The sequence below is a fragment of the Verrucomicrobiota bacterium genome (genome assembly GCA_037139415.1).
Taxonomy (GTDB): Bacteria; Verrucomicrobiota; Verrucomicrobiia; order Limisphaerales; family Fontisphaeraceae; genus JBAXGN01.
This window is the reverse complement of record JBAXGN010000148.1, coordinates 1-21,083: the sequence shown is the minus strand read 5'-3', so window position 1 is coordinate 21,083 and position 21,083 is coordinate 1. Positions and strand designations below refer to the sequence as shown.

General features: G+C 55.3%; 20 protein-coding genes. 4 read left to right on the top strand and 16 right to left on the bottom strand.

Going from position 1 to position 21,083, the window contains the following annotated elements; all coding sequences use genetic code 11:
• From WCO56_21720 to WCO56_21705, 4 genes are all read left to right on the top strand, one after another.
• Positions 1-3,268, top strand: a 3,268-nt coding sequence (locus WCO56_21720) for a metallophosphoesterase (GenBank protein ID MEI7732209.1), incomplete at its 5' end; no start/stop codon positions are given.
• Between the two features lie 47 nt (positions 3,269-3,315).
• Positions 3,316-3,999: a PEP-CTERM sorting domain-containing protein gene (locus tag WCO56_21715; GenBank protein MEI7732208.1), complete on the top strand. Its 684-nt coding sequence runs from the start codon at positions 3,316-3,318 to the stop codon at positions 3,997-3,999.
• Between the two features lie 222 nt (positions 4,000-4,221).
• The gene (locus tag WCO56_21710; GenBank protein ID MEI7732207.1) at positions 4,222-4,434 is read left to right on the top strand and encodes a DUF4143 domain-containing protein; all 213 of its coding nucleotides are present in this window, start codon (positions 4,222-4,224) and stop codon (positions 4,432-4,434) included.
• Positions 4,435-4,443: 9 nt separating this feature from the next.
• Positions 4,444-4,842, top strand: coding sequence for a DUF4143 domain-containing protein (locus tag WCO56_21705; GenBank protein MEI7732206.1), 399 nt, complete (start codon positions 4,444-4,446; stop codon positions 4,840-4,842).
• A 92-nt stretch (positions 4,843-4,934) separates the two neighbouring features.
• Here the strand turns inward: WCO56_21705 and WCO56_21700 are convergent, their stop codons facing one another.
• The 16 genes from WCO56_21700 to WCO56_21625 form a co-directional block, all read right to left on the bottom strand.
• Positions 4,935-5,084: a hypothetical protein gene (locus WCO56_21700; protein ID MEI7732205.1), complete on the bottom strand. Its 150-nt coding sequence runs from the start codon at positions 5,082-5,084 to the stop codon at positions 4,935-4,937.
• A gap of 354 nt (positions 5,085-5,438) precedes the next feature.
• Positions 5,439-5,738 (bottom strand): HigA family addiction module antitoxin, encoded by a 300-nt coding sequence (locus WCO56_21695; GenBank protein ID MEI7732204.1) that lies wholly within the window; start codon positions 5,736-5,738, stop codon positions 5,439-5,441.
• Positions 5,739-6,020, bottom strand: a complete 282-nt coding sequence (locus tag WCO56_21690) for a type II toxin-antitoxin system RelE/ParE family toxin (GenBank protein MEI7732203.1) — start codon at positions 6,018-6,020, stop codon at positions 5,739-5,741.
• A gap of 329 nt (positions 6,021-6,349) precedes the next feature.
• Positions 6,350-7,009 carry a hypothetical protein gene (locus WCO56_21685; protein ID MEI7732202.1) on the bottom strand — a complete coding sequence of 220 codons (660 nt, stop codon included), beginning with the start codon at positions 7,007-7,009 and terminating at the stop codon, positions 6,350-6,352.
• Positions 7,010-8,170, bottom strand: coding sequence for an AAA family ATPase (locus WCO56_21680; GenBank protein MEI7732201.1), 1,161 nt, complete (start codon positions 8,168-8,170; stop codon positions 7,010-7,012).
• Positions 8,171-8,272: 102 nt separating this feature from the next.
• Positions 8,273-8,506: a type II toxin-antitoxin system MqsA family antitoxin gene (locus tag WCO56_21675; protein ID MEI7732200.1), complete on the bottom strand. Its 234-nt coding sequence runs from the start codon at positions 8,504-8,506 to the stop codon at positions 8,273-8,275.
• 328 nt (positions 8,507-8,834) lie between these two features.
• Complete coding sequence (locus WCO56_21670) at positions 8,835-9,164, bottom strand: hypothetical protein (GenBank protein MEI7732199.1); 330 nt, start codon at positions 9,162-9,164, stop codon at positions 8,835-8,837.
• Complete coding sequence (locus WCO56_21665; protein MEI7732198.1) at positions 9,136-9,555, bottom strand: nucleotidyl transferase AbiEii/AbiGii toxin family protein; 420 nt, start codon at positions 9,553-9,555, stop codon at positions 9,136-9,138. Before WCO56_21665 ends, WCO56_21670 begins: the two co-directional genes overlap by 29 nt.
• 79 nt (positions 9,556-9,634) lie before the next feature.
• A complete protein-coding gene (locus tag WCO56_21660; protein ID MEI7732197.1) occupies positions 9,635-10,354 on the bottom strand; it encodes a DUF6577 family protein in 720 nt (239 codons plus the stop codon).
• Positions 10,351-10,563, bottom strand: coding sequence for a hypothetical protein (locus tag WCO56_21655; GenBank protein ID MEI7732196.1), 213 nt, complete (start codon positions 10,561-10,563; stop codon positions 10,351-10,353). The genes WCO56_21660 and WCO56_21655 overlap by 4 nt, the downstream gene beginning before the upstream one ends.
• A gap of 12 nt (positions 10,564-10,575) precedes the next feature.
• Positions 10,576-10,950 (bottom strand): hypothetical protein, encoded by a 375-nt coding sequence (locus WCO56_21650; GenBank protein ID MEI7732195.1) that lies wholly within the window; start codon positions 10,948-10,950, stop codon positions 10,576-10,578.
• Between the two features lie 3 nt (positions 10,951-10,953).
• Positions 10,954-12,060, bottom strand: a complete 1,107-nt coding sequence (locus tag WCO56_21645; GenBank protein MEI7732194.1) for a hypothetical protein — start codon at positions 12,058-12,060, stop codon at positions 10,954-10,956.
• 64 nt (positions 12,061-12,124) lie between these two features.
• Positions 12,125-15,646 carry a TaqI-like C-terminal specificity domain-containing protein gene (locus WCO56_21640; GenBank protein ID MEI7732193.1) on the bottom strand — a complete coding sequence of 1,174 codons (3,522 nt, stop codon included), beginning with the start codon at positions 15,644-15,646 and terminating at the stop codon, positions 12,125-12,127.
• A 274-nt stretch (positions 15,647-15,920) separates the two neighbouring features.
• Entirely contained in the window at positions 15,921-16,694 is a 774-nt protein-coding gene (locus WCO56_21635; protein ID MEI7732192.1) for a DUF3800 domain-containing protein, read from the bottom strand.
• A gap of 154 nt (positions 16,695-16,848) precedes the next feature.
• Positions 16,849-20,205, bottom strand: a complete 3,357-nt coding sequence (locus WCO56_21630; GenBank protein ID MEI7732191.1) for a helicase-related protein — start codon at positions 20,203-20,205, stop codon at positions 16,849-16,851.
• Positions 20,206-20,894: 689 nt separating this feature from the next.
• Positions 20,895-21,083 (bottom strand): hypothetical protein (locus tag WCO56_21625; protein ID MEI7732190.1); only part of this gene is annotated, 189 nt, incomplete at its 5' end.

Sequence of the window (21,083 nt, the reverse complement as noted above, 5' to 3'; positions counted from 1 at the left end):
TCCGGCCAGTGTGTCCCTGGCGCAGTTGCAGAGCGGGCAGTTCTGCCTGGCCAGCAAGGATGCCTTCGGGCACTGGGTCAATGCGGCCGACCAGAACGTGGGTGGCACGCGCCAGTTTGTGTTTGGCCCGTACAACTCCAGCTACCCGCTCGGCACCTACGGCGTGGATACTTCGAGCCAGAAGGTGTGGGCGGTGGTCAATCATGACGGGGACTTTGCGGCGAAGGCGCTGAGCGACGTGGTCAACTTCGTCTATACCTCGGATAACCATTACGGCATCACACGTCCGTTCTTCCAGGGCGGCACCAATGTGCCATCTCAATTGGTGAACGAAGCGATGATTGCCAAGATGAACGCCTTGCCTGGTCTTAGCTTCCCGAACGACGGCGGCGTGGGTGCGGGCCAGACGATTGGCCAGGTGGACTTCCTGATCACCACGGGTGATATCGCCAACCGCACTGAATCGCAATCGGCTGCGACGGCGAGCACGGTCAATTACTTGGGCAACCCATCGTACTACTACCCTGGTAACGCCAAGTACACCGTCCAACAGTCGGCGGCAACCTGGAGCCAATTCCAGCATGACTATCTCGGTGACAATAACTTGGGCAATCTGGCCGGTGGTCTGTTGACCTTGACCAATAAACAGGGTTTGGGCATTCCGGTCTTTATCTCTCCGGGCAACCATGATGTCAGCGATGCGATTGGCATGAATGGTTCCATTGATGCGACCAATGTGGATGCAACATCGTTTGTTCAGATCTACAACCGCATGACACCATATTCCGGCAAGCAGGCGATCGCCAACAATGTATTTACGAATCCCGCAAGTTTCACCAACGTAAATCTGCGGGTGAACTACTCCTTCGACATCGGCGGGGTACACGTCATGGTGGTCAACATGTTCCCTGATAAGAATATCCAGCAATGGATGACTGCGGATATGGCCAAAGTACCCTACAGCACACCGACCTTCCTATTCTGCCATGCTCCCGTCAATATGGCTGATGGCGAAACCAAGATCTTTGGCAGTCCGACCAATACCGGCAAAAATAATGCTGCCGATGTGCCTTTCCTGTTAAACGGGACGGATAGTTCGACCAGTTACGCGGATTTGAACGCCGCGAAGCAGAGCGTGGCTGACTGGCTCATGGGGCACCCGAACGTCCGGGCCATGTTCGCCGGTCACGACAACTTTAACGGTACCACCAACTGGAATGGCCAAAACGCCAGCACTGGCGCTCTGATTGATCTGCGGGATGCGGATTGGCCAGGGGTGACGTTGTTCCGGGTGGATTCCCCGATGAAGGGCAATGTCTCCGGCACCGGCGCTGGCGCCCCGCTGGCGGGCATCGGTGATGAAACCAAGCTCTCCTTCCAAGTGTATTCGCTGGATATTGCGAATCGCCGTCTGACCGAACGCGAGTATCTGTACAACAACACGGCCAATCCTAATAGCAGCGGCGCGTGGAGCGTCCAAACGACCACGATTGACCTCGTCAAGCCGGTTGTTGGCAACCTGGCCTTGACCACGGATGCGGACAGTTCGAGTGGTATCGCGGTAGCGAAGCTTCTGCAACTCTGTCAGGACTTGTATGGTTCGGCCAAGCTGAGCGGGGTGAGTTCGACCAGCGTTCACGGCGGCGTGGTGACGTGGGCCAACGGGCTGATCAATTATGCGCCGCCAGCGGGCTATACTGGTGCGGATTCATTCACCTTCACGGTGACCAACAGCGTCGGCAGCAGCGCTCAAGGCACGGTTAATGTGACGGTGGTTGGCTCGGCGGGGAACGGGCTGTCGGTCTTGGGCGTCCCGGCTGTGGGCGCCAGCAACACGACGTTCAACGCGGCTGGCATTCCCGGCTTTGTTTACCAAGTACAGGGATCAACGGACTTGGCGAATTGGGCCAATCTGGGCTGGGCCACCGCCGGCAGCAATGGCTTGTTCCAATTCGTGGATGTCGAAGGGACCGCGTATCCTACTCGCTTCTACCGGACGGTGCGGGCCCGGGTGCCCACCGCGAGCATCGCGGTGTTCAGCGATCCGCACTATATGGACCCCAGTCTGTTGGTCGCCGACGGTACGGCCTTCCAAGCCTACATGGCGCAGGACCGCAAATTGCTCGCCCAAAGCAAGGCCATCCTTGAGACCGTCATCAATAACGTGAGCAACGCGCATCCGAACATCGTGCTCGTGCCGGGCGACCTCACCAAGGACGGGGAGCTGGTCAGTCACCTGGCCGTTAGCAATTATCTCGCGACCCTCAAGGCTAACGGCGCGAAAGTCTTCGTTTGCCCCGGCAATCACGATGTGAACAATCCGCACGCGGTCTCGTATGATGGATCAACGATGAACGCGGTGCCGACCATCCAATCGAACGACTTTGCGGCGATTTACGCTCCGTTTGGTTTCGCGGACGCCATCGCGCGTGATTCAAATTCGCTCTCGTATGTGGTGGAACCAGTGCCGGGCCTGCAGATTCTTGCGATGGACGCCTGCCACTATGAACGGAACACCAACGGCGCGCCTTACACAGGCGGTTATTTTGACACCGGCCGGTGGAACTGGATCACCAACCAGCTCGCGCTGGCCCGCAGCCAGGGCAAGTTCGTGATCGGCATGGTCCACCACGGCGTGATGGAGCATTATCAATATCAGAAGAGCTTCTTCCCGGATTACGTGCTGGATAACTACCCGGCGATTGACCAGACCTTTGCGAATTACGGGATGAAGGTCGTCCTCACCGGTCACTATCACGCCCAAGATGTGGTCCGCACAAACTTGGTCGGGGGCAGCCTGTTTGATATCGAGACCGGTTCGACGGTGACGTACCCGTGCCCGTACCGCTTCATGACACTGTCGAACAACGGTGTCTTAAACGTCACCAGCCTGCGGGTGACGAACATCAACTACGATCTCGGTGGGCAGGATTTCCAGACGTATGCCTACAACTTCCTCACCAATGGACTCTTGCAAATCTCGGCGGGCATGTTGATGGCCCCGCCTTACAATCTGCCGTCGCCCCAGGCCCAATACCTCGCGCCCGCGCTGACCGAGGCGTTCATCTCCCACTACCAAGGTGATGAAACAACTCGCCCGCCAACTCCGTACGCTCAGAGTGTCATGGCTACTCTCTACAGTCAGGCTCAGAGCGGCAGCACCCTGTCCCTGCAGTTGCTCGCCGCTTTGCAGGCCCTCTTCAACGATCCGCCGCCTTCGGACAACAACCTGCAAATCAACTTAATCAACGGGAGTGCCGCGCCCTGAACCAACCGTGAGCCTGCACCGGCGAAAACTATTAACTAATGCGAACTATGAAACTACGTCTCCTTGTGAATAACATGCTGCCTGCCCTGCTCGTGCTGTGCTCAGCCAGCGTCGCCCGCGCCCATGTCTTCAATACATGGTCGTTCAATGCAGCCATCCCCGACGGTACCGGCGGCGGTTTGGCCATCCCCCTGAACGTGACCTCGGAATTCAATTCCATCTCGCAACTATCGGTCTCGTTGAGCATTAAGGGCGAGTATAACGGCGACCTCTATGCCTACATCACGCACGGCTCCGGGTATGCGGTGCTGCTAAACCGCGTTGGCAGCACTGTCGCAAATCCTTACGGGTATGGCGATCCTGGTCTGTACGTCACGTTCGCCGATATGGCGTCCGACATCCATAATTATCGGCTGACGTTGAATGGCAATCAGACTCAACCCTTGGGGGTTGCATTGACCGGCATTTGGGCGCCCGATGGCCGAGCCACCAGTCCCGAGTCCGTCAGCGACACGGACGCCCGCACCGCAACCTTGAGTTCGTTCGATGGCGTTGACCCGAATGGAAGCTGGACCCTGTACGTGGCCGATATGTCTCCGGGCGGCACGCACACGCTCGTGGGTTTTGGACTCAGTGATAATAGCGTCCAGGCGGTGCCGGAGCCTTCGATGTACATGCTCTTCGGCCTGGGGCTGACTGGGTGGTTCTTTTGGCGAAAGCGTTGCGCCTAACCAGCAACCTTCCAAAAATTTCACATCAGAAAAAATTGATAATCAATGAGTTGACAAATTTGCATTTAAAATGCAAATTTGACACATGTATTGGGAACGCCAGTTACAAACAGGTTTTGAACATGCCCGGCAACATTTTCCCGCCGTGTTAATCACCGGGCCGCGGCAGTCTGGTAAAACTACTTGTAACGGGATATCCGGCAACTCCACACGGTCCAGGATTTGCGCGCTTTTGAAACGTACCTTGGGCTCTGTGCCGCTCGGCACGGGCAGGAGTTAAATCTGCTGGAACTCAGCCGGGAATGTGGCGTGGTCGCCAACACTTCCAAGGCGTGGTTCTCGGTGCTTAACGCTTCCTACACCTTGTGGACCTTGCCGCCTTATTTCCGAAATTTTGGCAAACGCCTCGTCAAATCCCCCAAAATGTATTTTTAGGACTCCGCCTTGGCCGCCTATCTCAGTCGGCAACCCAGTGCGGAAGCCCTCTGGCATGGCGCTGCTGGCGGGGCCTTTTTTGAAGGGTTTATCGTCATGGAGGCGGTAAAAACATTCCTCGCTCGCGGCCTCCGCCCCAACTTATATTACTGGCGTTCGCACGACGGGTTGGAAGTGGATCTGCTCGTGGAGATCGGCGGCAAACTGTATAGCGTTGAAATTAAACAAACTGCCACCCCCATGGCGGGTCATATCCAACCCTTGCTGCGCTGGCAGCAAATCATTGGGCCAACCATTTGTGGGGAAAGCATCCTGGTTTGTTGTGTGCAAAAACCTACGGAAGTTGCCTCGGGCGTGTTGGCCCTGCCCTGGCGCGATTTTCATAATTGGCTGGCGCAACGGCTTTGATGTATCAAAATTTGGGGTCAGCCCAAAGCATTTCCCATTTTAATGCCGTTTCATTTTTCCGCAAAAGTTCCTTCGGTTTTCGCGCTTCGGACTTATTCAATCCTGTCCATCCGGTTCACCCTGTCTTCTTCTAACTTCTGGCTTTCAGCGTTCGCGGTTTTAGCCATGTTTCGCGGTTTGAATTCTGAACCCGTTCCAGCGCCTGACTTCAAATTCCTATCTTCTTCGGTTTCATTTTTCACCTGCCATATTTATGCCATGTTCCATCCCTCCATTTTTCTGCAAAAGTTCTTTCGGTTTTCGCGCTTCGGCGTTATTCAATCCTGTCCATCCGGTTCATCCTGTCTTCTAACTTCTGGCTTTCAGCGTTCGCGGTTGTAGCATGTTTCGCGGTTTGAATTCTCAGCCCGTTCCAGCGCCTGACTTCAAGTTCCTATCTTCCGCAGTTATATTTTTCTGCCGGTTCATTTTTCTGCAAAAGGAATTGGGTTCCAATTTTTTTGCCATGTCCGATCTCCCATCCGAATTTCGGACTATAGCATTTCCCGTTTTTCAGGATGCCGCCTTTTGAATCGTTCCCCAAATCCACCAGCAGTTCAAGCTGGCACGGGTACACAGGGATGGATGCGGCTCAGGACGGAATGCAACTTGTGTTTGGCCAATCGCAAGTCATAGTCTTGCTGAAGTCCGTACCAGTAGCCCTCACTCAGGCCAAAGTAACAATCCAAGCGCAGGCCGGTGTCCGCAGTCACGGCTCGCTCACAGGCCAGGATGGCCGCAATTCGAGTTAATGGCACGCCAATGTCCTTGGCTAGCCGGTAGGGGGTAATCCCCATGGGCTCCAGAAATTCGGTGCGCAACAAGTCGCCGGGATGAGGAAATTTAAGTTTCATAATTTAATGATAATCACATATTGCTACCCCAAAGGCATCCCCGTTCTCCCACCGAAAACAGAGCCGCCATTGGGCGTTGACGCGGATCGAATGTTGCCCTCGACGATTGCCCGCCAATGCTTCCAGGCGGTTTCCAGGCGGAACTCGCAAGTCTTCCAGCCGGGCAGCACGGTTCAACAGCGCCATCTTATTTAATGCGCGCTGCTGAATATCTAACGGCAACCGGAGCGATCTTGCCTCGTTCCAAATTTTTTCCGATTCACGATCCGCAAACGACCTTATCACGATGCGTTAAGGTAACGCATAACGTTACTAACGTCAAGCGGGGTTATTTACTCTGTAGAATTTGAACCTAACCTGTAAAGGATTTCGGAGTCATTCATAGCCTTTCCTGTTTTTCATGATTCCTCCTTTTGAATCGTTCCCAAAGAAATGTGCCGCTTCACGGCATCTGGATAAATGTCCCCCGGAAACTGGACTCTTGATTTGCGTGGCCTAGTGACCGGGAAGCGGATTCAACGTTTAATGCCAAGCGCAGAATGAACCAGGCTATGGGTTGATACTTCAATTGGGTTGACACCTCAATTCAAATGCAAAAAATATGGGGAGCAAATTCACTCGCCAGGGGCTTGGGGATAAACCTTTTTGGATTTCTCTTGGATCTGTTGGGCTAGGAATTTAAGGCCTCGCTCTAAGGATCCAAAGCAAGGAAGTGGCGGTGTGGAGTGTCGAAGGACTTGGAAATCAAGCATGCGTGTCAACGGAAGTTGATCCAAGGTTGGTTTATAAGAACGCCCTGCCGGCATGTTTTTGGATAGCCATTCCTTGACCCCTCGGAGACTTTCCGGATCTCCAGTGAATTTGGTGTCGGGCAGGAGACCGGGTCTTTCCACAGCGCCCGGCCCGACTAATTTTCTGCCCGCGATCGAAGCAAGACAGGGCAGAAAGAATGCCTCAAATTCCCGGTGGGCCAGGACAACAGCACTGGGAAAAGGCAACCTAAGGTTACCGACCCAGGCGGCCGTGAGCGGAGCAAGGTCCTTGGGACAGCCATCATCCTCGTCGCGCAAAATGAGCAGCGCTGTCACATCCGATTTGGAGCGGACCAACTCGCAGGCTTTTTGGATACCCCGTTCTTGGTGGAGATTTTTGCCACGGATCGGCTTCGCCCAAGCAAGCGGAGGCAACTGAAGGTCTTGCCACAGCCGAACAACCAAATTGACAGCGGCCTCTATTTCACCATGGCCCTCGACGACAAGGTAACCTAATCCCATTTAATCCTCCTTGCCTGCCGCGCCGTCCTCTGGCAGCAATTCCGGCTGCAACCCCTCCATGCTGATCAGTTCGCCCACGGTGAGTAAGCGCTTTTTTACCGACTCTCGCTGAGTCTGATTTACCGGGGAAACCTTGGTGGCCCCATTTACCCGCTCCACCACCCGAATATCTTCAATGTCCAAACGCTCCAACAATTCGACACTGTGGGTGGTCAGCAAGACTTGCTCTCGCCGCGAGGCTTCTTTCAGGTAATCAAACAGCAACGGTATGGCCCCGACATGCACCGTAAGCTCAGGTTCTTCAATGCCAATCAGCGTCAACGGCGGTTCTTGGATTAAGGCGGTGATGATGCCGGCCACACGCAGAGTGCCATCCGACTCCTGAGCCCCTTCGAACCATTTCTGGCGGTCTTTTTTGCGCTTGCGCGGCGTGTCATGCAGAAATTCCGCGTTCAAATACCCACCCAGTTGCCGCACTCGAAAGCCCGTGATGTCGCCTGTTAATTTGGCCAACGCGGCCTTGATTTCCGTGGCCCCACCATTACCAGACAACCCCTGCAATATCGTGGCCCAATTCTCGCCGTGCTGTTTCATGGGTTTGATGGGATCCGGTTTTTGGGGTTCCCGCAGGCGGTCGGGGAAAATGGAGTACACGCACATGTTTTTCAAGGCGCCAGCCAACGGTGCGAATCGTTCATCCCCACCCACCAGCGTCAACGCCAGACTTTGTCCGGTCACTTTAGGACGCAAATCAGAGGGGCCTTCCAGCCATTTGCCTTCTGACAATTTATAGCGGTAAGTAATCGCCTGGTTTTTTGGCATGATCAACGCGGTTTCCTCTTTGACCTGATATTCCTCAGAACTGTCCCCCGCGAGGACAAACCCATATTCTCCCGAAAAGGACGGTTCGCTCACAGACAGCGTAATCCCAAGGTTGAAGGGACGGCCTGGTGTCCAGCGGCGCAGGGCATTAATGCCATGACGGCTCGCAATGGCTGATTCCAGCCCAATGGTCAGGGTTTCCGCCACGAAACGAAACACATCGGCAATGTTGCTTTTTCCAGTCCCATTGGGACCGACCAGTGCCGTCATGGCACCCAGCCGCAACTTCACATTCATGCCAAGACTCCGGAAATTACTCACGCGAATTTCGGTAATCATAGGTTATCTATTTATTATGGCCAAAATCTGCACCCTAGCTGCGTTCACAGATTGAGGTGATTTTACCGCAGCAAATGCTGGAAATAAAGAGGAAATGCTTCGTCAGGCCATGGCCGTGACTTCTACTTCGTGACGACGGGTGCGGGCATCGTTGACAATCTGCTCCAATCGCCGGGCCGTGCCGTCATCAATCCACTCCTCGCCGCACTGCGAGCAGACGGTGGCGCGCACCCGCCGCACGACCACCACCCCGCTGCCCAGATCGGCGCTGAAGGTCGTATTACCCGGCATTTTTAGCCCACCACAGAGGGGGCAACGTTCGCTGTTGTTGCTCATCTTCGGATCACGTTCGTTTAGTCTTATAATCCGACTCAAAAAAATTTAAGTTCCCGCCGTTTCCATCGTCAGTTTCATAAAGTGCCTTTCAGCTTTCGGTCCAGATGCGCGGTGGTGACGTGCTTCGGTTCATCTATGAACACTATAACCCGCAAAACCCGGTTGGCAAGCTCGGGCACCGCTGCAAAACAGGTGTTATTTTTATGTTCACCCCGGACAACTCAAGCGCCCGGAACGCCAATGCGAGGGGAAAAGCCCTCGCTGCATTGACCCGCTCAGTCCAGCTCAGCAAGTTTTTCAAATAAACGATGATTCGGCGAAGCCAGGATCATCCGTTCGAGAGCCGTTCCGCCTGATGCCAGTAATGGAACGCCGCCGGATTCGCGTTCTTGATCCGGTTCAAGACCTGCCAATCGGCCTTTACGATGTTCTGGCTCTGGATCCGTTCATTGGTTGCCGGGGAATTGACGTAACGTAGCGCGGCCAGATCAAGCTGGTCAGCGTTGGTCAGCATGGCGGTGGCGAGCAACGCGGTTTTGCCGGCGGCAACCCGCGCTTCATCCAGACCAAATTTGTGCTGGATGAGATGACTGCCGAAGCGTCGCCAGCCAGCACGCAATGCCTTATCGTCATCTGTTGGTGTATTCTTCCACGACATCCAAAAGGACGTATGGCCCAAGGAATTGTGGATTGAGAGACCGATAGTAAAACTTGAAGTGCCTGCGTTTGGGAAGTCCTCGGTCGCCGCGTTGGTCTTCTTCGTAACGGAGAAAGGGCGACCGAGTGCTGATTTGCGTTAAAATGGCGTCAAGCTCCCGCTGCGATGCCCCGCACACAATGTCGATATCGATGGACAACCGACGGATCGGGCTCAGGTGCAGCAACATGCTTGTGCCGCCTTTGAAGAGAAACTCCAATCCCGACTCGGACAAATGCCCCAGCAAGGCCAGCGCGTGGATGCATTTTCCCAGTAACAGCGGGTCCATCGGTCGCAATTCGCGAGCTTTGGCCAGAACCCAATCCGCGTTAAGGCAATGTGGCAACAGCATGGGTTTATTTTTGCAACATGTTGATATTGAATTTTAAATGAGCGTTTTCTTTGCGAATCGTTCGGTTAATCTACGCGGATTATTTCATAAATTCCGAGTTAATTAACTCCATGAAATATAACGCTGCCGGACGTCGCTCGCGGGCGTAATTAAGCAGGGCACCCATCGAAATCCGCGACTGCCCGGCTAGGTTGGCGAAAATGCGGTAACACTCGTGAGGATCCATTAGATTCAAAGGGCGGCTCTCCACGAATAATTCGACCAGCAGGCCTTCGATAGTGACGTGCCGACCGACGTGAGGCTGTGCGTTGTTTTTGGGCCTAACGACGACCGTCTTTTCGCGGATCATAAACTGTCGGGCGGCGTCACTGCGGGGGTTCAAGTGTACATCGTAACCGGCGTTTCTGAGGAACTCCGCCACGCTGGGCATCGCATCGCGGTCAGTATGAACGAAAGTGACAAAACGGGCCAGCAGATGATGGCTGTAGGCACGAATCTGTTCCGTGGACCAGACCGTGAAATCCAACAGCGGAAACTTCTTCTCGACGGCGCGGATGAGTTTGGCGGTGGGCTTGGAATCCAAAGGGGATGGTTCGCTCAAGCGGGAATACCAGCCGCGACCGGCGTCGTGGATGAGGCCGGCAGCCGTAGCCTCGGTGAGGTACACCGGCAACGTGCCAGGTTTGATTGCGAGACCAAGCTCCTGCACGCGCTGAGTAATCGCAGCGGTGGTGAGATAAGGCGACGCGGCTTTAAGATCCGGCAACACGCGGGTAAATAGAACTGTTTTGGCGTTCATTTTGGGGTGGTCTCCTCCACGAGTTTAATTTCTTCCGGCGTGAGAGCGGAGAGCCGGAACACGATGGCGTCAATTTCTTTCTCCAACGACTCGTTGCCCGCGTCTTTCTTGCCATAGATCAGCAGGTATTGCCCCTGTTCGAGAATCAATCGGAACGCATTACCGGTGAAGCCGCGATAATTTGTGACCTCGTTGTCGGTGATTCTCATGGTCGGCGACCATCAGGCTGGCCGAAACAAACAGCCCCGCTCTTCGGCTCTAGCGGCAAGAATCTTTGATTTAGCTTTTTGCGCTTTCTCCGGGTGAGCCGTAAAATCAATCACCGCATGTTCGGGATAATGCCCCTCCGCATCCGAGCGGGCAGGCAAATCGCACGATTGACACTCTTGACCGGACACGGCCCAAACACCGGCTGATTGAAAGCCCAAGTCTCTTGTAAAGTGTGTGTGCGAGGCTTCAGCAGTAATTAAGTCGCCATCATACACCGACAAAAGTCCTGCATCCTTGGGAAACGGGCGAAACGCGAGACTCAAAACGTGACCCTCTTTGAGCCATTGGGGGTGAACCTGGCGAAGCAGTAAGGTGGCGGATTGCATAGGTCAGGATTGGGAAAGATGATCGCACACGAACGCATATAACTCCCGCCACGCGTTGGTCTGATCCAAATCGCAGTCTTTGTCCACCATTGTTCCAGTGGTCGTGTGGGTGGCTTGAAGCTCGCATTGGTGGCTGGGAAGCAGTATTTCCGCCGAAATCCTCCATGGCGTGTGAATCCACTCCAAAAAAAGCCCTCCCTCCGGTGTCGGGCCAACGTGCGGGAAAGGCAGACTTTCCGGAAAGCTGGCCACGAGTTTGTCAGTTGCCCATGCCAACTGGTCTTTGTCAGGCGCTTTTCCCTGTCCTTCCAACCAGCCATCTTTCAAGGCCGCCAATTCATCAATCTGATCCGCCAGCGTTTGGTTTGGCTGCAACTCCAAGTGTTGTGTTTCAGCGAGCTTTTGCAAATGGTCGTAAGCATCGAATACGCCGACGCCCTTAATTAATACGCGCGTACGCTCTCTGCCCCCCGCCTGGCGGGCCAATTCCCGGAAATGTTCCGGCAACGGGACCGTAACCGCGCTGCCCGTATCAAGACGCAAACGGAACGTCTGTTTTTCCCAATCAATTTCGCCAACGCAGCCAGTCAACTCCACATCCTTGGAGTAAACCCGCTGGGCATCCAAAACCAACTGCTTCCGGCGCTCCGGTGTCAGTTGGGCTGCGCCGCCGGCACGCGGCAACTCCAGTGCTTCGCCCTCACGCAACGAGCGGCCGAAGACATTGAAATGGTCCAAAAGCTCTTTGGGAAATTTAGTTGGCAAGACCTGACCGGCGGCGCTGGCGCTGATACAGTCGGCAATCAAGTCGCGGGCCTGACCAAAATATTCATTGTTTCCACCCTGCAAGGCCAGTGCCCCGGCCACAACACAGGACAAGAGTGGTTTAGCGCTGCCAGCTTCGACCATGCCTTCCAGATGCAGGCTGAAACCTTTTTCAAAACCGCGCGGCACGCGCTCGCGTCCTGGATTATCCGCGAGCCAAAGATGCTTGGCCAATTCAATAACCAGTTCTTCGTAAGCCGCGAGATCGCGGGCGACGTCCACGGGCAAGGTATGCTCGTCGAAACGGGCGCCCGTGAAGCGGGGCTTGAGAAATTCGTTTTTCATACTCGGAACGTCGGTAATAAATTATCGTATCTCCGGCATTTTGACAATGTTTCTCTGCATCTGTTCATACCTTGCCCCCTCCCGTGGCGGACTGCACCAGCGCGATTTCCTCCGGCGTGAGGGCGTAGAGCCGGAACACGATGGCGTCCATTTCCCGCTCCAACGACTGCACCAACGCCTCGTTGCCTGCGCGCTTGGCAGCGGTGACGCGAGCAACCAAACCGCCCAACTCGGCTTGGTCGGCTGGCGCTGCGTCGGGAATCGGAAACGCTTCAAGGCCGTCGGGCTGAACCTCAAACCAACCGCCTTGCTTCTCTACGAAAACCTTTCTTGCGTATGCGAAAAACAAACTAGAATTCAGCAAGCCAAGGAGGAATCGTCCCACGTTTGCAGCAGGGAAGAAATATGAGGTGTTAGCAAGATAGCATCCGTCTGAATCCAACGCGAATGTCGGGCGAATCGAAACCTTGGTTGAAACGATCTTCACCTTCTTAAATTCTTGCCAATAGTCAGCCGCACATCTTTGTAGGGCATACCACTCATAACGGATGCCTGTTTCTTCTTTATTGCGGCTCGAAAGTTCTACTTTGAATCTTAAGAGGTGCTTGAAGATGGCAGGGTAGCGCTTGCAAAACTCAGATTCAGCCTCTTGGGAAGCGCCGGAAATGGACGGATCTTCGTGAAGGGGAAAATGCCACGGCACAAAAATGAGCCACAACTCTGACGGTGATGCGCCCCAACGATCCACATCCTTGCCTCGTAAATATGGCTTTAAAACCTCAGTTGATGACTTGTGTTCGCGGATCAAGTTATCACGCGTTGCCCGGTCGATGATGAACGCCTCATTGCATCCTGTCGTAATTCCCCGATAAACATTGGCCTCCACGTATTCGTGGAGTGGTTTGCCGCAGCGCCGAAGTTTGCGAAGGAAGCGCAACATCGCGGGCGACTCAAGTCGCCAGCCATCGGGTTTCAGATCCTCTTGGAGGATCCTTTGCCCTCTGGCGGCAACGATTGTTCCAATCTGGTCAAGCGGCAATTTCTGTTCCCAAGTGTAGGCCAGCGAGGCGGAATCGGCAGGTGGGACGGCCTTTGTACCTTCGAGAATTGAGGCGTAGGCAATCGCCTCAAACACAGGCGCGTCGCCAAAATCAATGAGCCGATGCAAGGTGAGCTCCCGCGCCAGAAAACCGCGCAGTTTCTCCCCGTAGCCAGCGCGGTAAAATTTATTGGAAGTGATGAACGTCAGCGCGCCGCCGGCCCGCAGCTTCTTGACTGCGCATTCGTAGAAATAGACCAGCAAGTCCGCCGTGCCGTCGTAGCACTCATAAGGCTCGGCTTGCAGCGCGGCTTTCTGGTCCTTGATGGATTCCTGACGAACGTAAGGCGGATTCGCGATGACGATGTCAAAACCGCCTTGCGTGAAAGCGTCCTGAAAAAACAGGTGCCAGAGGAAGAACGGCCGTTCCGGTTTCTCCTGCAACTTGGCCAGTTCGTCGCGTTTGCGGTCCACCTCGGCCAATTGCGCTTCCAGTTCGGCAATGCGGGCGGCTTCCCTTTTCGTGGGCTCGTAGCCACGGGCGGCGGCTTGCTTGCGTTTGAGTTCCTTGCGGGCGTTGTCGAGCACGGCCCGCACCCGTTCCTCGTGCAGATCGAGGTTGTATTCAATGTGACCCAGGACGAGTTCATCGATCTGCCGGTGCAACTGCTGCTTCTTTTCGTGGTCGTCCTGATCAAAGTAGCCGCTGATGAGGTCGGTGATTTCCGCCTGCTTGCCCTCGGCGAACTCGATGGTGAGTTCGGTGGACACGGCTTTCAGGCCCAGCTCGGTCTGCTCCGTGCCCAGCAACTGAAGCGTCTGCCGTTTCTTGCCGGTGAGATTGCTGAGGTCAATGCCCTCGAAACTTTCCAGCAGGGAGTTGCCCTGCATGATCTTGTAATCGAGGTTGGGCAGCGGGCGCGGGGTGTTTTCCTCCACCACCAGCGCCAGCCAGAAGCGGAGACGGGCGATTTCCACGGCGCCGGCATCCAGGTCCACGCCGTAGATGGAGTGCTGAATGATGTCGCGCTTGGCCTTGGCGCGGTCGAGCGTCCAGTCGAGGCTCAGCTTGATCCAATAGATTTCCTGGAGCAGGCCGATGGGAAACGCGCCGGAACCGATGGCCGGGTCACAGATTTTGACTTCATCGAGCAGTTTCTCGATCTGCTTGGCGCTGTGGCGAATCCAGTTGTCCTTGGCCTGCGGGTCGCCCACGTCCTTGCGGCGGACGAGGGTCTCGAGTTCCGGCCGGTCACCCAAGTGGTGCTTGAGGTAGTAAATCAAGCTTTGCTGGCACATGTATCGGACGATGGCCTTGGGGGTGTAGAACGCGCCCTTGTCCTTATTGTCCTCCAGCAGGTTTTCAAAGATGTGCCCGAGCATTTCGGGATCAATGCCGATCTCGTGATCGTCGGGATCGTTCTCGTCTATGGTGAAGTTGTATTGGCCGAAAAATTCGAGCAGGTCGCGGAATAGTTCGGCGGGGAAATCAATCTCCTCCACGTTTTCAAAGTCGCGCTCGAACAGACCGCCGTTGAGATAGGGCACGCGCGTGCCAGTGAGAGCAAAGAGGTCACCCTTGCGCTGGCGGTTGAGGGTGTCAAAGAACAGCGTAATGAGGCGGCGGGAATGAAACCGGTGCTGGTCGGCAGCCGGGGCGGTGTCGAACAGGTTCTTCAGGAAAGCGGGATCGCCATCGCCCCATTCCGTAGCAGGCGCGGTAACGGAACGCTGATCTTTTCCGGGAGCCGATGTTTGAGTCTCCTTACGTCGGCTGCTACCCACGGAAACGGGACAACCGAGCCAGCCTTTCTTCTGGAGGAAATGCAGGAACACCAAACGCCCGAGCAGCTTTTTGACGAAGTCGCGGACGGGTTTGAGCGCGAGGTCGCGGGCCTTATCATCCAGCCCCTTGAGCTTGATGCCAAAAACTTTGGCCGGCACATCGCCGTCGAGCAAGTGGGCGCAGAATTTCTGGTAGTGCAGCTTGTAGTTTTCGAAGAATTCCCGATTCAGTTTTTCGACGGAAAAGGCGTCCGTGAGATCCTCAAGGGTGACTGCCGGTCCTTTCGCTGCAACTGCGGCAAAGCGCTGGCCGGGGGTGCGGCAGGGTTCGTTCGGGCCGAGGACATAGGTGTAGCGGCGGGGAGCGGTTTCCTTGGTGAGCAGTGCGCCGTCCTCGGTGAGGATGGATTCCTTGGCGGCGAACGTGAACCGGTAATCCTGACTGGGCGTCCGGAACACAGCGAGCACGCCGTGGGCGTTGACCTGGTCAATGAACCGGGCGATGAAATTACGGAGTCCAACGCGATTGCGCACCAGGTCCACCCGGTCAGCCACTTCGATTTCCAGTACAGCGAGACGCCGGGTACCAGCGAGGTTAACCCGTCCCAAGTGATGCACCCGTTTGGCGATCTGGGTGTCAACTTCAACGGGTTGCGGCGAGGAAAAGACGTCCGTGCCCGGCAGGATGGCCAGCAAGAGCTGCAGCCAGCGCTGCTGGTCGTACTCCTGGTGGAGAATGGATTGGATTTGGTCGCGGGTCATGGGAGGAAAGGTAAAAGGTAAAAGGCAAAAGGCAAAAGGTTTTGGAATGGAGGATGCTCAAAAAACAACCCGCCATTGACACACGATACGAAAAGTGGTGTATTGAGGGCGGAGGCTTTGTTGGGCAGCAATGCCCGGCATTGCCTTTTTTTATGCAGATTGGGCTTGCGAATGGGGAGGGTACAACTTATGTTGCTACCAATGCCTGATGGCAGGTGGATGGCCCGCATGGGCCATCGCGAGCAAAGCTCCTGGCGACAGGGGCTTTCTCTTTTTAAGCCAAGAGTATTTCGCCCGAGGGGCATAAATCATCATCCTTCGCTTTTCCCAATTTTGGCCAAAGCAGGTCGGCTACTCGCCGGCCAAAGTCGCCTTCGACCACCTCCGGGACACTGTGCCTGGCCAAACAACGTTGTTTCGCGGGGTGCGCCAGAAGGTCAGCCAATTGCAGACCCGCAATGTTTTTCTCCTTGGGTTTAAGCTTAATGTCCTTGCTGGTCAAGCGGGCTTGGAAAAACTCGGCGCCGTGGCGCAGGGTACCGGCTTGAAAGATGGCTTGATACGCCGCCTTCAAATGCCGGTCTTCATTACCGCCGCGTGATTCGCCGAGGACGTCACCGCGCCGGTCCCCAAGCCATAAGCAATACCGTTCCAGTAAGGCGGCCAAGCAGTGGTGGTAAGGGTGAACGGCGGCGTGGGCACCAGCCAGATGAGCCTTTTTATCAAGAACGACCAATATTCCAGCAAAGGGCGTTTTCTGCAACAGGCCGGTCAGGGCCGCATCGAATTCCCGGCGCTTGGCATCATCCTGCAAGACGCAGAAGAGGCCGCGCCGATTCAAGATGTCCTCGCGGTGCAAAACGATATTCTCGTCCGGGTCACCTTTGAAAAAATTACGTTTGAGCTGCTCGAATTCCTGCTGGAAGAGGCGGTACTCCTGGTCTTCGAAGATAACGCCGCAAAGCGCCAGAAAGCGGCGGGGGACAGCATCCAAGGCGTGATACGTATGGTCGCCTGACTCATCAAAATATAAACGATGCAGGCTCATGGTATCCCCCCCAAAAAAAGCAGCCCACCGATTTGGGCATTGTTAAGAGGCCTGGCAGGCATTGTTGGAGTTAATCTCGGCAGATACGGCGCAGGGGGCAAGAAAAATCTGATTTTTTTTTCAACCTGCTGGAGGATAGCTGGATGGGTATGTGTCATTTGGCGAATGACTCCGATAGAATGATTTCCGGGGTGGTGTCTTGGGGCCGTAACTGGACCGGCGCCCCCGGCTGCTCCGGGGACGACGCACCCAAGGGGTAGGTGCGGAGAATCTGCATGAGTTTATCCGCCAGCGCGGCCGGGGTGAGCTTCACTTCTTTGGTCGAGCGGTATAGCTGGTTCACCTGCCGCTGCAGATTCTGGAAGCGCGCCCGGCGAATGGCAGCCTGGGCGGCACGGATGAGCTGGCGCTCCTCCTCATTGACGAACGGAAGGCTCACGAACCCGTCCAGATATTGGAGGGCTTTGCGCTCGTTCGGGCCTTGGGCGGCATCCACGGTCTGAGCCTGGAGCGCCTCCGTGGTGACCGACTCTTTGAAGGCGACCAGGGCGGCATTGACCTGGACATGGTGCGCTGCATGAAGGGGGACGGCCTTTTCGGACGGGTCCGGGGCCCGGAACTCGCGGGCGGCTTCAAGCAGGGAGATTTCCTCCATTGCGGATTGCGGATTTGGGATTGCAGATTGACCCTCACCCGGCGCTGGCGTGCCACCCTCTCCCGCTCCCGCGGGCGAGGGGCAGATGCGGTAAAAGGCGTCACGGCGCTGGCTGCGAATGAAGGTGACTGTGCTGCCGGCACGGTCGGGATCGGCCCGGCCGACCCGAGCACGAAGCGGCAGGCCCTTAATGCGACGGAATTGCTCCGGGTGTTGGTGCCGGAACTGGCGCAGTTCCATGAGCAAGGCCAGGCGTTCATCGCGCTCTTCCTCTTCGGGCGAGCGGTCGAACAGACCAAACGTGTCCACTTCCTCCGTTTCGGAGTAAATCTGACTATCCTCGCCCAAGGCAGTGTGGAACGCCTGCAGCTTCATAATGGCCTTCTTGCGCAATTCGATGTCGTCGTCCACGCAAGCGGTGGGGTAGAAATTGTAAATATAAATGCGAGGGGCGACACAGCCGATGCGGTTGACGCGGCCCACCCGCTGCATAAGGCGGGTGGAATTCCACGGCGTATCGTAGTTCACGATGACGTTAGCCCGATGGAGGTTCACACCTTCGGCCAGAACTTCGGTGGAAATGAGGATGTCGTAGTCGTTGGCCTTTGCCTCGGTGTTGGCATCGAAATTGGCGCGGACGACCGGCATTCGCTCGGCGCGGTTTTCGGAACTGACGGTCAGGACGCGCTTGTAGCCCGCCTGGGCGAGGCGGCCCAGAAGGTAGCCCGTGGTATCCTTGGATTCAGAAAATACCACCAATTTCTTACCCTCGTGATTGATCTGGCGATCCTGAAGCTCGGATTTCAGACGGCGAAGAAATTCGTCCAGTTTCGGATCTTCCTCCACTTTATCCCATTCATTCCAGAAGGCATCGAGTTTCTGCCAGTCCTGCTCAATACCCTCGATGAAGCCGTCCTCAAAATCGCTTGGGGTACAAATTTCAATGGTGGGATCAGTGGGCTGGCGCTCGGCAATTTTGGCAATGAGTTCCTCTTCGCGGCCTTCCATGAGGAACTCGGTGACATTCAAATTTGGAGCGATATAGATGGTGCCTTTGGCAAACATTTCACGCATAACGCCGGTGGCATCTCGAAACCGGCCAAGGGATCGCTTGAACGCAAAGAAGCTGCTATCCAGGCGCTTGATGAGCAGCGTGCGCATGATAAAGGCCAACTGGGTGGAAATACGATCGGCGCTGGCGTACTTGCGTTTCTTATCCGGCTTCAAAAAACCGATGGCGCGATAGCGGTTGTAGGTAAGACCGGAGCCATCCGGCAGGGACAGGAGGCGGACCGTGCGGTCATAGAGGTCTTCCAGAGCGGGCGCGAGTTGGTAGAGGATTTTGCGCGGTGGCCTGATCTCAGGGAAAATGACCCCTTGGTGCTCCAGGTCCACCCGGTAATCGTCATGAGCCAACAAGTCGCTGCGGGTACGACGAACAATGACTTCGGAAATGACCTTGGTGCGGATCAATTCGTAGATATTTTTAACCTGCTTGCGGGCTTCCTCGACGTCCGGCTGGAGTTTGGCCTGCCGATATTCCTTTTCGCGCTGAACGAAAAAGCGTTGAAGATTGGCCACGCTCAACGTGGAATCCTTCAAATCCTGGAACAGGGAAATGAGGTTGCGGATGTCGTCCGGGCGATTGTTGAGCGGCGTGGCGCTGACCAGGATGACCTTTTTGGCAGCGCGGGAACCGTCGGGCAACAGGCGCTGGGTGGGGGATTTGCAAATGCGCTGCAGTTCATCGAACGCATCAGCGGTGTCATTGCGGAACTTGTGGGCCTCATCCACGATGATGAGGTCGAAACGCTCAAGCCGGCGGACTTTATGCAGGCTGCCATTGGTGATGAATTCACAATTATCGAGCCGGAAGGCGTCGACGGTTTCACGCCAGCTATCCTCGATCGCCGGGGGCACCACAATAAGGGTATGCGAACGATGCTCAGGGAAACCGTTGTAGAAATAGAATTTCTTGGCGATGAGGGTGGCAATGATGGTTTTGCCCAAGCCGACCACGTCGGCCAGGAAAAAGCCGCCATGCTTTTCCAAGAGGCGAAACCCGCTGGTGACGGCGTCCACCTGGTAGGTGAGGCGCTTGAAACCATCCGGCATGTCGGTGATGGCATTCGGGTCGTATTCGATGCTCTGGCCAAAGTACTCAAGCAAGAGCTTAAAATAGAGCTCGTAGGGCGTGACCGTGGCCGCCAGATAGGTGCTGTCGCGGACCTCTTGTAAAAACTTGGGCAGGATTTCCACGGATTCCAGCCAGAGGCGTTCGAACTCCTCGGTGGCATAGCACACGTCCGGGTAATCATGGAGCAGGACGTTGAATTCGTAGTTGCGGCTGTTCTCGTCCACGCCGATGCCCGCGCCGGTGAGGTTGGATGATCCGGTGATGACGGCGCCGGGCTTGTGCTCGTTGAAGCCTTTGGGGCGGAAAATGTAGAGCTTGGCATGCAACCGTTTGGTCGGATGGGCGCGCAACTCAATCTTCTTGGAAATGACGTCCTCCACAAACTGGATGATGCCGGCCTCGATTTCCTGCTTATAGTCGGCTCGCTGAATGTCGGCACGGAGCTCGTTCTTAAACTCCTGGAGGGCTTTGGTGGGGTCCGCCAGGAACAGCAAACCACGGCGGTGGAAATCCGCCATGATGGTGTCCACATTGATGCCAACCAGAATGCGAACATGCGGAACTTTGGCCAGGTGGGGCCGGATGGCAAAGTAACCCGAGGCTCGCAGGAACCCCACCAACGCGTCGAACCGTTCGATATCAGCATTGCTATCGAAAATTCCCTGAAACTTTTTCAGGAGCGTATGCTCGTCGTGGTTGGTAAAAAAGCGGGAGGACATAGTGCTCACTGTGTATTTGACACCGGGGTACTGTTTTCACAGGCAGGCTCAGGCTGGCGCTCCGTTAACTCAGAATGTGCACCGGAACATTTGAGTTTGAACTCCCTTGAAATTGAATTGGGTAGCACTAGTATTGGCGGGACCAAGCCAGAACGCAATGCGCCATCACCAGAGAGGAGCTGCTCCCTTAATCTGGCACGATGCCCTTCCGTTATTGCTTTGTCCTTCATTGCCAAACGCCGTTGAGTCCTAAATTTTAACCATCAACGAGTGAAAATGCAGTGCCACTCTACCAATTCTGTCGGCGGATGAAACCAAAAAATCGAACCAGTTGCGATATGAGACCCGATGCAAAAATTATCGAGTTGCCAATTGGCAACTCGCCCTGCCGTTCAAAAGAATTGCCTTAAAGTCCAAAAAAGGGTCATTCACAACAATAACTCGAATCGAGCGGTAACCTCCTGACTCCAAATTTCTATTTTCTTCGGTCTTATTTTTCTGCCAGATAATCGTTTTGCCATGTTCCATCCCAATTTTACCGGCCTGTTTCTCTCCTGATCACTGGTCACTGGTCACTGGTCACTGGTCACTGGTCATCATTCCGCATTCCGAAATCCGCATTCCGCAATCGAGCGTTCCGCATTTGAATTATTCTCCTCTGGGAGGAAACCACCCTCAACCAATCCCTGCTACCATGACGCCATGAATGACATGAATAGATGCAGTTCGACACCAGCCGCCGGCGATCTTCCATCGCCCGTTTGCGGCATTCTAACTCCGAACTCCCAGCTTCTATCTTCTCGTTTTAATTTTTTTGCCAGTAAATCTTTTTGGTGCAGCCTTCGATCTTTGACAGGCCAGCGGGTGCAAGTCCCGCC